Origin of the sequence: Dyella marensis (genome assembly GCF_900112865.1) — a bacterium.
Lineage (GTDB): Bacteria > Pseudomonadota > Gammaproteobacteria > Xanthomonadales > Rhodanobacteraceae > Dyella_D > Dyella_D marensis_A.
Genome location: NZ_FONH01000002.1, coordinates 215,721 through 229,181, shown reverse-complemented (window position 1 = coordinate 229,181; position 13,461 = coordinate 215,721). Strand labels below are relative to the sequence as shown.

10 protein-coding genes are annotated in these 13,461 nt (G+C 69.2%); 9 read left to right on the top strand and 1 reads right to left on the bottom strand.

The features are described from left to right. The first annotated feature begins 4 nt into the window (after nucleotides 1–4). The 3 genes from BM172_RS03755 (at nucleotide 5) to BM172_RS03745 (ending at nucleotide 6,139) form a co-directional block, all read left to right on the top strand. Complete coding sequence (locus BM172_RS03755; RefSeq protein WP_026636634.1) at nucleotides 5–2,194, top strand: hypothetical protein; 2,190 nt, start codon at nucleotides 5–7, stop codon at nucleotides 2,192–2,194. 276 nt (nucleotides 2,195–2,470) lie between these two features. Further along, the gene (locus BM172_RS03750) at nucleotides 2,471–4,792 is read left to right on the top strand and encodes a winged helix-turn-helix domain-containing protein (protein WP_026636635.1); all 2,322 of its coding nucleotides are present in this window, start codon (nucleotides 2,471–2,473) and stop codon (nucleotides 4,790–4,792) included. Between the two features lie 636 nt (nucleotides 4,793–5,428). After that, nucleotides 5,429–6,139 (top strand): response regulator transcription factor, encoded by a 711-nt coding sequence (locus BM172_RS03745; RefSeq protein WP_026636636.1) that lies wholly within the window; start codon nucleotides 5,429–5,431, stop codon nucleotides 6,137–6,139. Nucleotides 6,140–6,141: 2 nt separating this feature from the next. On the opposite strand, the gene BM172_RS03740 is transcribed toward BM172_RS03745, so the two are convergent. Beyond that, the gene (locus tag BM172_RS03740; protein WP_081805293.1) at nucleotides 6,142–6,570 is read right to left on the bottom strand and encodes a response regulator; all 429 of its coding nucleotides are present in this window, start codon (nucleotides 6,568–6,570) and stop codon (nucleotides 6,142–6,144) included. 287 nt (nucleotides 6,571–6,857) lie between these two features. On the opposite strand from BM172_RS03740, the gene BM172_RS03735 reads away from it, so the two are divergent. The 6 genes from BM172_RS03735 (at nucleotide 6,858) to BM172_RS03715 (ending at nucleotide 13,458) form a co-directional block, all read left to right on the top strand. Beyond that, a complete protein-coding gene (locus BM172_RS03735) occupies nucleotides 6,858–8,024 on the top strand; it encodes a phosphatase domain-containing putative toxin (protein WP_026636637.1) in 1,167 nt (388 codons plus the stop codon). 32 nt (nucleotides 8,025–8,056) lie between these two features. After that, nucleotides 8,057–8,467, top strand: a complete 411-nt coding sequence (locus tag BM172_RS03730) for a hypothetical protein (protein ID WP_026636638.1) — start codon at nucleotides 8,057–8,059, stop codon at nucleotides 8,465–8,467. 27 nt (nucleotides 8,468–8,494) lie between these two features. Continuing rightward, nucleotides 8,495–9,157, top strand: a complete 663-nt coding sequence (locus tag BM172_RS22405) for a hypothetical protein (protein ID WP_035323864.1) — start codon at nucleotides 8,495–8,497, stop codon at nucleotides 9,155–9,157. Continuing rightward, nucleotides 9,154–9,735 carry a GTP-binding protein gene (locus tag BM172_RS22400; RefSeq protein WP_051549035.1) on the top strand — a complete coding sequence of 194 codons (582 nt, stop codon included), beginning with the start codon at nucleotides 9,154–9,156 and terminating at the stop codon, nucleotides 9,733–9,735. Before BM172_RS22405 ends, BM172_RS22400 begins: the two co-directional genes overlap by 4 nt. Beyond that, on the top strand, nucleotides 9,732–10,133 hold the full coding sequence (locus BM172_RS03720; RefSeq protein WP_026636640.1) for a roadblock/LC7 domain-containing protein: 402 nt from the start codon (nucleotides 9,732–9,734) through the stop codon (nucleotides 10,131–10,133). Before BM172_RS22400 ends, BM172_RS03720 begins: the two co-directional genes overlap by 4 nt. Before the next feature lie 412 nt (nucleotides 10,134–10,545). Then, nucleotides 10,546–13,458, top strand: coding sequence for an autotransporter family protein (locus BM172_RS03715; protein WP_090423537.1), 2,913 nt, complete (start codon nucleotides 10,546–10,548; stop codon nucleotides 13,456–13,458). Nucleotides 13,459–13,461 lie beyond the last annotated feature (3 nt).

Below are 13,461 nucleotides of genomic sequence, written 5' to 3'. Positions count from 1 at the left end.
CACCATGCCCAAGCACCGCCAGAGCAAATTCCGTCCGTACGACAGCGGCCGCCGCCAGCGCGGCATGGCCACCTTGTTGCTGGTGATCCTGGTCGGCCTGGCCATGACCGCCACCGCGTTCGGCGTGGCGCACGCGGTGCGCAGCACGCAGGAAGGGCAACTGAGCCTGCATGCGGTGACGCCCGCGCAGGACGGCGCCTGGGACGGCGCCGAAGCGGTGCGCCGCTATCTGCAGAAAGCCGACGAGAGCACGCTCGCCCAGCTCTCCGGCGCGCTGCGGATCACCGGCAGCACGCTCACCGCCAACGTGGTCAGCGTGGTCAAGGGCAAGGACGGCAAGGGCCGCAACACCTACCGCATTACGGTCGACCTGGTCGGCAGCGCCGCCGACGGCACCGCGGCGGCGAGCAAGTCCGTGCTGCAGGCGGTGTACGACGTCACGCCGCAGCCGGGCTCGGGCGGTTCCACCTCAGGCCTGCCCAACCAGCCGACGCTGATCAATACGATCAACATCTACAAGGATCTCAACCTCACCGGCGGCATCAAGGTGCTGGGCGGCAACAACGCCAACCTCAACGTGCAGGGCAACGTGACCCTGGACAGCGCCTCGGTGGACGGCATCAACACCATCCGTGCCACCGGCAACGTGACGGTGGGCAGCGGCATCCACGTCAACAACATCTACGCCAACGGCGACGTGACCGTCACCGGCGCGGCCAGCGCCGACCTGATCAGCGCGCTGGGCAATGTCACCATCAACGGCGGCGCCAAGCCGTTCGCGGTGCAGTCCAACGGCACGGTCACCTTCAACGGCGGCAGCGCGACCTCGGTCGACGCGATCGGCGACGTGATCGTGCCGGCCGGCGGCGTGACCATCTCCAGCATCCGCACCATGGGCAAGGTGGTGTGGACCGGCAGCGGCGGCAGCGCCGGCACCATCACCGCCAACGGCTCGGTGGTCTATGCCGGCGGCAACAACAACACGAAGATCACCGCCATCGGCGACGTCAAGCTGACCGGCGGCGGCGCGACGACGGTGATCACCCAGGGCAATACCAGCATGGAGAACTCCGGTTCGGTCGGCCAGCTGACCGGGCAGGGCAACCTCAGCGTGAACACCTGGACCGGCGTCACCGGCACCATCGGCGGCACCCTGACCAAGGGCTCGCAGTTCATGTCGGCCAACGTCACCGTGCAGCCGGGCCTGAAGGTGGACATCACACCGGTGGCGCTGGCCAAGCTGCCGGCGGTGACCGTCGACAAGCCCGCGATCGACGCCTATGCGCTGAAGGACTCGGCCAACTACGCGTTCGATTTCGTCGACGGCGCGATCCGCGTGACCGTGTCCAACGTCAACGGCATCGACAGCGGCACCTATTACCTGGGCTGGTATCCGCAGGCCAACGGCCGCGGCTACCAGGATTTCCTGTGCACCAAGCTGGTCCCCGGCACGCTCACCAGCGGCGGCAAGGGCCAGTGCATGAAGCCGACCACGCCGTACCGCACGATCTGCCAGGCCTTCTCCAACCAGAACGATTGCCTGAGCTACAGCAACGGTGCATGGACGCTCAACGGCAAGAGCTTCGCGCGCGGCGTGCTGTGGTTCCATGGCGATCTCAATCCGAGCACCGGCTATTACCTGGACAGCTTCATCGCCACCGGCAACATCAGCACCAGCGGCGCGCATCGCACCGACGCGCCGAACTACGCCGGCTACGACCAGATCTGCACGAACGCCACGCCGGCGGGGCTGGCCACCGGTTCGGGACTCACCGACCAGCAGGTGGCGGATTTCGCCGGCGTGTATCCGAGCAATTTCTGCGATATGGCCAACAAGACGCTGATCCCCAATTCGATCGGCAACGTCGCCCTGCTGGCCGGCGGCTACGTGGGCGATACCTTCTCCGGCGGCGACATCAATGTCGGCGCGTCCTCGGTGATCAACGGCTCGGTCATGGCCGGCAACACCATCAGCACCGGCGGCAGCACCAATATCAACGGCTATATCACCGCCGCGGCGCAGAACACGGCGGACACCAAGCCGGTCTCGCTGAGCGGCGCCACCTTGCTCGACTACAGCAAGTTGCCGGATACGTACCAGCCGGGCGCCGTGCCTTGCATGAAGAACTGCAACAACAGCACCCAGGCGACCAACGACAACCTGAGCACGATTACCTGGACGCGGTATCTCTGAAGCAGCTGGCAGCTCCCGTGTAGCTGGCATGGCCATCGAGCGGCCGGCTCCAGGGTCGTCATTCCGGCGCAGGCCGGGATCCAGTGGCGCCAATGCCCGGTTGTCGCTGAAGACGCAAAAGCTTTGCTTTTAGACCTCTTCGCTCCCTATGGCATGTCGCCACTGGATTCCGGCCTGCGCCGGGATGACGGCTGGCAGGGCGGCTTCGGAGCCTTGCCGACCACGCATGGACGCACCACAGCCCACGGAAAGGGCCGCGACGTATGATGCGCTTCCATGGAAAAGCCCGTTTATGTGTTCGGCCGGTTCCGCCTGGATCCCCTGGCCCGCGAGCTGCGGCGGGACGGTGAGCTCATCACCCTGCCGGCCAGCGCCTTCGACTGCCTGGTCTACCTGGTCGAGCACCGCCAGCGGCCGGTCGGCAAGGACGAGCTGATCGCGGCCGTCTGGGGCCGCACCGAAGTCAGCGACAACCTGCTGGCGCAGCACATCGTGCGGCTGCGCCGGCTGTGGGAAGGCGACACCTCGTGCATCCGCACGGTGCCGCGCATCGGCTATCACTGGATCGCGGAGACCGCGGTCGAAACCGTGGCGCCGGAAGCCGCGCTGGTGGAGCGTCCCGCCGCGCCGGCGGACGAGGAGGCCGGCATGGAGCCATCGCCGCCCACTGCCGCGCCGCGCCGCCGCCTGCTCTGGATCGTCCCTGCCGTGCTCGCCTGCCTCGTGCTGCTCGGCGCCGGCTGGTGGTGGACCGCGCGCAAGGCTTCCACGCCGGCGCAGGCGCTGGTTCCCGCGGCCCTGGTGGTGGTGCTGCCGGCCAAGGTGCAGGCGCAAGGCGAGTGGGGCTGGTTGCGCTACGGCGTGATGGACATCGTCGCCAACCATCTGCGCGCCGCCGGCCTGCGCACGGTGCCCAGCGAAACCGTGGTGGCCTTGTCGCGCGACGGCGCGTTCGACGAGGACGACAGCAGGCATCCGTTCGATGCCACCTGGCAGATCGCGCCGGAAGTGCAGTTCCTCGACGGCGCATGGCGCATCCACCTGGGCTTGCGCTCGGCCGACGGGCACGTCGATGGTGTCGACGTCATCGCCAGGGACGTGCTGGCCGCCGCCAAGCAGGCTTCCGACGCACTGGTGAAGCGGCTCGGCGTGCCCGGCACCGGCAGTGCGCAGACGCCTTCGCAGCTCGACGACTGGCTGGCGAGAGTGGCGGCCGCGCGCATGGAAAACCAGATCGATGCCGCGCAGAAAGTGATCGACGACGTGCCGGCGGAATGGCGCAACGACCCGAAGGTCGACTACACGCGCGCCATCCTCGAATGCGACCGCGGCCAGCGCGACGCCTGCGAGAAACACCTGCAGGAGCTGCTTTCGCGGCTGGAGCGCGAGCACAGCAAGGATCCGATCCTGCGCGGCCGCGTGCTGTTCACGCTGGGCCTGCGCTATGCCTCCGCGCAGAAATTCGACCGCGCCGCGGCGGCGCTGGACGAGGCGATCCACGTGCTGGAGCAGGCCAAGGCCAGCGACGAGCTGGCCAATACCTATCTCAACCGCGCGTGGCTGGCGCAGTCGCAGGACAAGATCGACGTGGCCATGACCTTCCTGGGCAAGGGCAGGGCGACGTATACGCTGACCGGCAATGTGTTCGGCATGTCGCGCGCGGATTTCGACATGGGCCTGATCGCCGCCAAGCAGGGCCAGCTCGACAGCGCGATGACCTTCCTGCAGCGCGCCTACGACCAGTATTCGCGCTACGGCGCGCGCACCATGCTGCCGGCCGTGCTGGACGGCATGGCCAGCGTGGCCAAGCAGCAGCTGAAATACCGCGACGAGCTGGCCATCACCGACCGCTTCTGGCCCTTGAGCGCGGACCTGGCCGATGTGCACATGCGCCGCGAACTCACCTTCGTGCGTGCGATCGCGCTGGCCGACAACGGCCGCATGCTGGAAGCTTCCTCGCTGGCCCGCCAGCTGCTGCGCGAGATCGATCCGCACGAGGATGCGGTCCTCGCCGCCGAAGTGCCGGCGCTGCTGGCGCAGATGGCGTTGGACATGGGCGACGACGCCGAAGCGGCACGGCAGGCGCGCCAGGCGATGGCGCCGGAAGAAGGACTGGACCAGCAGGATCGCGCCACCGTATGGCTGGTGCTGGTACGCGCGCTGGAGCGCGGCGGGCATGCGGACGAAGCCGCCGCCGAGGCCGCGCGCTTCGGCGCCTGGGCCGCCAGCCAGCCTGCGGGCGACGGCGACTGGTCGCTGCTGTATGCCAACCTCGCGCAGGCCGAAACCGTCGCTGCGAAAGATGCGCCGCGCGGCCTGGCGATGCTCGAATCCCTGCTGGCGCGCGCGCGCCGCGAAGGCGTGCCCTCGCTGATCGTCAATATCGGCTGCTCCTACGCCGCGGCGCTGCTGAAGGCGGGGCAGGCCGACCAGGCGCTGACGGTGAGCGGCACGCTGTCGGCCTGGGCGCAGGACGATGTGCGCGTGGTGGCGCTGGAAGCGCGCATCTACCAGGCGCTCGGCCACGCCGATGCGCGCGACAAGGCGGTGCAGCGCGCCAAGCTGCTGGCCGGCGAACGGCCGCTGCCCTCCGGCTGATGCATCCGCACCGAAGATTGGCCCGTGCTGACATGGCCGGGCCGGGGTGCCGACCCTAACCTGGGTCTACCTCGCACTGGCACCACCTTCGGGACTCCACTCCCACCGAAGGCCGCGGTGGAGGGAGCGGCGCCCAAAGGGCGCGCAACGGTCTATCGGCGCCGCGCTTTCTAACAACGTCTCGCTCGCCCCGGGGAGGATGCCCCGGTCCGGGCGGCCACGCAGCCCTCGCCCCCGGGGACTGCGCTGTCCGGCCGGTCGCGAGTGAAGACGCCGCCTCCCTAGGCTGTGTGGGCAGTGCAATGAACCTCCGACTCATTGGCTGTACCGTTCGAACCGGCGACCTACCATCGCCGGTTTTTTTTGCGCCGGATTTCTTTTTTCGATGATTTTCCCCGCCCGTTTTTATTGCGCTGATTTGCGCATCTTTCATGCGCCGATCCGCGCACGCCAGCGTGAGCGCTTCAGCTTGGTGAAGGATAGTTTGCGAAATATCACAGCGGCATTTGCGTTTTTTTCTGGATCGATTGAGCGCCGCTCGGTCCGCTCACTAGTCTCGCGGCCATTGCACTCGGATTTTCCGATGGCACGGATGTGGACAGGCAGTATGAAAGTGACAGCGAACCGGGCGGTGCCATGCGCGAAGCGGTGAAACGCCAGGTAGCCATCGTCACCGCCGACGCCGGCCTGCGCGGCAAGCCGGCGCTCGCGCAGTTGCACGAATCGGGTTTTGCCGCCGTCGCCATGGGCTCGGCCGCGGATCTCTACCGCGCCTGGGTCGGCCAGCTGTTCGATGCGGTGGTGGTGGACGTGGCCTTGCCGGACGAGCATGGCCTGACCGTGGTGCGTCACCTGCGCCATCTGTCGCGCACCGGCATCGTGCTGCTCACCGGTTTCGGCGCGAAGGAAGGGGCGCTGGAAGGCCTGCATGCCGGTGCCGACATGTGCCTGCCCAAGCCGGTGGATGCCGCGCTGCTGACCGCGGCGCTGACGCGTCTGGCCGAGCGGCTGGATCCGGAGCCGCAACCGCTGGCGCGCTCGTGGCACTTCGGTGCCGACGACTGGCAGCTGTGGGCGCCGAACGGGCGCGTCGCGCCGCTGTCCTTCGCCGAACGGCAGGTGCTGCGCCACCTGGCCGCTTCGCCGGAAGTACCGGTGAGCCGCGAGCAGCTGCTGCGCCTGCTGGAAACCGCGGAGCAGGAGCCGCGTACCGCGCGGCTGGACCTGCTGGTCCACCGCCTGCGCCGCAAGGTGGAACAGCGCACCGGCTTCGAACTGCCGCTGACTTATATGCGCGGCATCGGCTATCTGCTGGACCTGGAGAAAGCCGCGCCGCGCGCGCGCTAGCGCTAGCGGTGGTCCGGGCTGAGCACGGTGCCCATCGCCGCGAGCAGGTTGCTGATCTCGAACGGCTTGCCCAGGAACATGCTGCCCGGCACGCCCTGCACCTGCCATTCCCCGCCGGCGTGCCCCGACATGTAGATCACGCCGAGCCCGCGGTACAGCGCGCGGGCTTCGCGCGCGAAATGCCAGCCGTCGAGGCCGGGCAGACCGATGTCGGTGAGCAGCACGCCGATGTCCGAGCGTGCGCGCAGCACGGCGAGACCTTCCTCGGCCGATCCGGCCAGCAGCACTTCGTGGCCGAAGCGTTCCAGCAGGAAGCGCAGCGAATCGCGCAGCTCGACGCGGTCCTCGACGACCAGCATGGCGGTGCGCGGGACGCGGGCGGAGTGCAGCGGGCTGGTGGGCGCCGCGTCAAAGCTTCGGATGGGGGGCATGGATGGCGTTCTGGCGGGAGAGGATGGCGGAACCTAGCCATGCGCGCCGCTGGATTCCATGTCGCGACGGGCCAAAAGAATGGCCATCCGGGCCATCGGCTGGCGCAGGCTGGAATGAGCGAACGCGAACCCCGGCGCCGCGGTTTACGTGCAAGGCCGGCCGGCGAGCGCGGGCCTCAACTGACAGCGCACCTGTCCCGCCCTGACATGTCCATCGGCAGACCCGGCCAACACCATATGCCCATGCCACGCCGGCGCCCCACGCTCGGTACCTCAGGGGGTAAGGCATGCTGGCGCTTCACGACATCGAGATCATGCGCGGCACGCATTGCGTGCTGCGGCACGTGTCGCTCGATGTGCAGCGGCCCGGCGCGCTGTTCCTGGTGGGCGGCGGCGGCACCGGCAAGTCCTCGCTGCTGGGCGCGATCGCCGCGCGCGGAGACGCCAGGTTGCTGGGCACGGCGACCTGGGGCGGCCTGCCGCTGACAGCGGTATCGCCGTCGATCGCCTGGCTCGGGCAGCGCGACCTGTTGGAAGGGGGAATCCCGCCCGGAAGCCATGCGATGCATGCATGGCTGCGCGAGATCCGGCGCGAGGCAGATGCCGCCGCGGAAACCCAAGTTTCCGCGTGGCCGCGCGCCCTGCGCAGATACCTGGCGGTGATGGCCGCGCTCGCCGCGCCGGCCGACCTGTACCTGCTGGACGAACCGACCGCCGGCCTGGACGAGGCGATGGCGCTGGCGGTGCGCGCGCGGCTCAAGGCCGTCGCCGCGCGCGCCTGCGTGGTGGTCGCCACGCATAACCGGCTGGACTGCCTGCACGTGGGCGGCGCCACCGCCTTGCTGTCCGGCGGTGCGATGCAGGAATGGACGCCGACGCGCGCGTTCTTCCGCGAGCCGCGCACGCCGGCGGGGCGTATCTACGTCGATACCGGCAACTGCCACCTGCCGGCGCCGGCACGCCAGCTGCGGCCCGACGTCGGCGTGTGGTGGCTGCTGCCGGGCCTGCTGTGCGGCATGAGCCGTCCGGGCATCACTTCCAATGTCGACGCGCAGTTCCGCTACCTCGCCAGCGAAGGCGTGCGCACCCTGGTCTGCGCCGAAGAACGCTGCCTGTATCCGCTGGATGCCTTGCACGAACACGGCATGGCCTTGCACCACTTCGCCATCCGCGACCTGGCGCCGCCGAGCCTGGACCAGGCCGTGCGCATCTGCCGCCTGGTCGAGCGCGCCATGCGCGCGGGCGACGGCGTGGCCGTGCATTGCCGCGGCGGCCTGGGCCGCACCGGCACTGTGCTCGCCGCCGTGCTGGTGTGGCTGGGCGACGGCGCCGAGGAAGCCATCGTCAAGGTGCGCGCGGCGCGCCCGATGGCGATCCAGACCCGCGCGCAGGCCGACTTCGTGCGCGGCTTCGCGCAGGCCGCGCGGCAGCTGCATCCCAACCGTATTCCCTAACCGCAACTATTGACCCACAAGAGAGGACCCAGATGTCTCTGGATAAAGCACTGTCGGCGGCACAGACCGACGTTCCCGAATGCGTGGCGGTCGGCTACGTGGACATGTCCAGCGGTTTCCTGCTCGGCGTGAAGACCGTCGACTCGCATCCGGGCGAGATCCTGGACCTGGTGGCGGCCGCCACCGGCGACCTGTTCCAGGGCAAGAACGTGACCGAGATCGAGCGCCTGTTCGACCAGTCGCGCGGCATCACCAACCGCGCGGCCGGCGCGCACTACTTCAACGAGATCGTGGTGTTCAGCACCAACCTGATCCATGTGTTCATCCGCTCGAAGAAGAACCCCAGCCACGTGGCGGTGTTCGTCGCGCGCGTGGCCGCCAACATCGGCATGGTGCTGACGCGCTCGCGGCTGAGCATGGTGGCGCTGGAGGCTTCGATCTAAGGCCTGGTTTGCGCGGTAGCAGTGGCCATGGGCCGACAAGACGACAGCATCCGCGCGCTGCGGATCGCATGCCCCAACTTCAGCGCGGAAGAGGTCGGCGCCCTGCGTTCGATCCTCGGCCTGCTCAAGCCCTACCTGAAGCATGCCTGGGTGGCGGACACCGTGGCCGACGCCACGGTGCCCACCGATGTGTGCCTGATCAACGTGGATCATCCGGCCGCGCCCACGGTGCCGCCGGGTCATCCGCGCGTGATCGGCTGCTCGTCGCGGCCGCGCAATCATCCGCGCGGCACCTTGCACCGGCCGCTGCGCCCGCCCGAGATCCTGGCCCTGCTGAGCGAAGCGGGCAGCCGGGTGCTCGGCGAGCGGCCGTACGCGGATGCGACGCCGTCGCTGGAGTGGTCGTACCGCCTGGTAGCGTGGCCGCGCGACCTGGGCGACTGGCCCAGGTCGTGGTGGAAAGTGATGGCGAGCATCTGCGCCGAACCGCTGCCGCTGCCGCGTATCGCCGAGCGCACCGAGCTGCCGGTGCGCTACGTGGAGCTGTGTGTCGAGCGTCTGCGCGCGGCCGGCCTGGCCGAACGCATTCCGCGCGTGCGCGAGGTGGCCGCGGCAGTCCAAGAGCGGGGCGGGCGGCGCTGGTCGTCGCTGGCCGGCCGCATTCTGCATCGATTCGGATTGGGGAAATGATGGGCGAAGTCCACAAGATCGTTTTCATGGGGGCTCCGGGCTCGGGCAAGACCACCTGCATCCGCGCACTGAGCGAAATCGATCCGGTCTCCACCGACGTGCCCTGCACGGACGAGTTGCGCGACCTGAAGGAAACCACCACCGTGGCGCTGGACTACGGCGAACTGCAGCTGGACGGCGACAGCCGCGTGCTTCTCTATGGATTGCCGGGGCAGGAGCGCTTCAGCTACATGTTCGAGGTGGTGCGCGCCGGCCTGCTCGGCGCCATCGTGCTGGTGGATGCCACCAGCGGCGACGCCGTCGAGGAGCTGTCGCGCACGCTGGCCTGCCACCGCGGCGACCTGCGCAAGATGCCGTTCATCGTGGCGCTGAACAAAAGCGAGCAGGCCGCCGACGCCATCGCCGAACGCTGCCGCGAAACGGTGCGCGAGCACGGCCTGATGGCGCCGGTGATGACGGTCGATGCGCGCCGGCGCGAAGACATCGCGCACCTGATCGAACTGCTGCTGGTGATCCTGGAATTCGGCTTCGGCTTCGAGCCGAACGGCGAGCCGGGCCGCACCGAGGGCCTGGCATGAGCGGCCTGGACCTGCCCAGCCAGCGCCAGTGCCTGGCCGCGCTGGACAAGGCGATGACGCATTGCCAGGGCATCGTCGCCGGCATGTTCGCGCTGCGCGACGGCCGCTGCTACGCGGAGCGTTCGCGCGCGCGCGTGCCGGTGGGCAAGTTCGCGGCGATGAGCAGCTCGCTGATGGCGCTGTCCAACAGCGTGATGGCGGAACTGGCCGCCGATTCGCCGGGTTATCTGCTGATCGAAGGACGCACGCACAAGCTGGTGGCGTGCAAGGTGCCGCGCGGGAAGGTGGGCTTGATCGTGGCGGTGCTGGCGCAGAGCGAGGTGAGCCTGGGCTTGGTACTGGGGTATGCCAGGACGTGCGCGCGCGAGGTGTGCGAGGCGGAGCAGCCAGGGCCATAAGCAGGGCGTAGGTTGGGGTAAGCGCAGCGAACCCCAACGCACCTCGCACGGGCAAACGCCACGTTGGGGTTCGCTGCGCTCACCCCAACCTACGCCTTGCGCGTGGTGGCGAATGGCCTCGCCTGACCAAGCGCTGGCGCGCTGCGGCCCCTTCGCGCCTGGCCGCACCTTCCTACACTGGACTCGCAGGGTTGCGGCTCCCGTTTCCGGTTTTGCGAACGGGTCCACATAAGGATCGAACGGCAACCCTGGGGACGGAAGCGCAGCAATTCGCCGCCGCGATGTGGCCGGCGCCGCTTCCCGGATCGTCATCCACGCATCTCGTTTCAAACAGCGGCGCCAGGCGCCGCTGCTTCGCCTGCGTGCGCATCGGCGCGCACCGGCGAGCGCAAGCGCAAGGGGAATCCACGCCATGTGCCATCTTCACCAGAACGCGCCGCCGCGCATGCCCGCACGCTCCTGGCCGTCGCGCCGCGTGCTGTGCGTGGCGGTGTTGTCGAGCTTCGGCTGGTTCACGCAGGCGCATGCCGCGTGCACCACCACGGGCACGTCCACCGTGTGCGACACCGCGGCGCCCGCGCCGTGGACCAGCACCGTCGGCACCGGCCCCAATGCCGCGACCGGCGCCAGCGTGACCGTGAACGCCAACGCGCAGATCGTGGTCGGCGATGCTTCCGCGATCGCCTTGTTCGACCGCGCCAGCATCGTGATCAAGTCTGGCGCGTTGGTGCAGAACAATGCGGTGCGCGCGACCGGCCTGTACAAGTCCGGCGCCAATACCATCGATTTCCGCAGCGACAGCACGCTTACGGTGGAGCAGGGCGCGACCGTGCTCGCCGCCGGTTCCGAGAACAACGGCGAGGCGGTGAATCCGCAGGGCGCCGGCAACCACATCGTCAACAGCGGCACGATCCGCTCGATGAACGCCGCGGCGATCTGGTTCCAGGCCAAGTCCGGCGGCAACTACGTCGTCAACAACGAGACCGGCGTGATCCAGGCGCCGGGCAACGTGATCGGCGCGACCGGCAGCAGCACGCTGGATTTCACCAACAAGGGCAAGGTGATCGGCAACCTGGTGTTCGCTGGCGGCAACGACACCTTGCGCCTGTACGGCGGCTCGTCGGTGAGCGGCAGCATCAATGGCGGTGGCGGCAGCAACCTGCTCACGCTCAATGGCAGCGGCACCGACACGCTGCCGACCATCGCCAACTTCCAGACCTTGCGCAAGCTGGACGACGGCACCTGGATCGTCGGACGGTCGCTTGGCGCTATCGGCATCACCTCGGTCGATGTGCAGCAGGGCACGCTGCTGCTTACGGCCGACAATTCGGCCTATGCCGGCGGCATGCAGTTGCGCGCGGGCGGCACGCTCGCCATCGGCGACGCATCGACGGCGGCGGCGACGCTGCGCGGTCCGCTCAGCGTGGTGGCCGGCGCGACGCTCGGCGGCTACGGCAGCGTCATCGGCGATGTCGACAACCAGGGTACGGTGGCGGTGGCGGATGCGCTGCCGGCGTTCGCCGGCGGCACGCTGGGCAACTTCGCCATCAGCGGGCAGCTGAGCAACGCCGGCCTGGTGCGCATCGGCGCCGACCAGGGCGTGGGGCGCACGCTGACGGTGGGCAGCTATGTCGGCCGCAACGGCACGATCGCCATGAACGTCGTGCTCGGCGCCGACGGTTCGCCGGCGGACAGGCTGGTGGTGAACGGCGGCACGGCAACCGGTTCGACCTTGCTGAAGATCACCAACCTGGGCGGGCAGGGCGCGGCCACCGTGTCCGACGGGATCATGGTGGTGCAGGCTACGAACGGAGCGATCACCGACGCGTCAGCGTTCACTTTGAGTGGCGGCTCGCTGAAAGCGGGGGCCTATGAATATCTGCTGGTGAAGGGCGGTGTCACGTCCGGCACGACGGAGGACTGGTACCTGCGCAATACGCAGCCTGCACCGGCACCTGCACCTGCACCTGCACCTGCACCGGCACCTGCGCCGGCACCGGCACCTGCGCCGGCACCTGCACCTGCACCTGCACCTGCACCGGCACCGGCACCGGCGCCTGCACCGGCACCTGCGCCTGCGCCTGCACCGGCACCTGCACCTGCACCTGCACCTGCACCGGCACCGGCACCGGCTCCTGCACCGGCGCCTGCACCGGCGCCTGCACCGGCACCGGCGCCTGCACCTGCACCTGCGCCTGCACCTACACCAGCACCGGCACCGGCGCCTGCACCGGCACCTGCACCTGCACCGGCGCCTGCACCTGCACCTGCACCGGCACCGGCACCGGCACCGGCACCGGCACCGGCACCTGCGCCGGCACCTGCACCTGCACCCGCACCGACCCCATCAACACCATCCCAACCCGTCGTGCTGTATCGCCCCGAAGCCGCGCTCTACGCCGTGGCTCCTTCTGTCGCACGCCAGCTCGGCGCCATGCAGCTGGAAAACTTCCACGCACGCCAGGGCGAGCAGGCGCAGCTGGATGAGAGCGGCGAGCTGCCCGCGGCATGGGGGCGCGTGTGGGGCGGACATAGCGCGATGTCGCAGGGCGGCACGCTGGATCCGCGTTATTCGGGCACGGTGAGCGGCGCGCAGGTCGGCCAGGACATCTATGCGGACCTCGGCGCCGCGGGCCAGCGCAACCACTACGGCGTGTTCGCCGGCTTCGCGCGCTCCAGCGGCGAAGCGCACGGCTTTGCCTCCGGCATGCAGGATCTCGCCGTGGGCCGCCTGCGCCTGGATGCCTACAGCGCCGGTGGCTACTGGACGCATCTGGCGCCGCGCGGCTGGTATGCCGATGCGGTGCTGATGGGCACCGCCTACCGTTTCGATCCCACCTCGCGCGATGGCGTGCAGGCGAGCGCGCATGGCCATGCGCTGACTGCATCGCTGGAGAGCGGCTGGTCACTGGCGTTGGGCCATGGCCTGCGCATCGAGCCGCAGGCACAACTGGTGTGGCAGCACCTCGCGCTCGGGCGCCTGGACGACGGTATTTCCAGCGTCTCGTTCCGCAGCGGGCAGGCGGTGACCGGGCGAGTCGGCGTGCGTCTCGCCGGCACCTGGCAGGCCGGCGGCACCACCTGGCAACCGTATGTGCGACTGCATGTGCTGCGCACCACCGGCGCCGACGATGTCACCACCTTCGGCGGGCTTGACCCGGTCGGCACGTCCACGCGCCAGACCCTGGGGCAGGCGGATGCGGGCGTGGCGATGTCCTTCCCCGGCGGCGGCAGCGTGTATGCGTCGGTGAGCTACACCGGGAATCTCGCCGGCGAGCGACAGCGCGTCGTCGCCGGCCGCGTCGGACTGCGCTGGTCATGGTGAGGC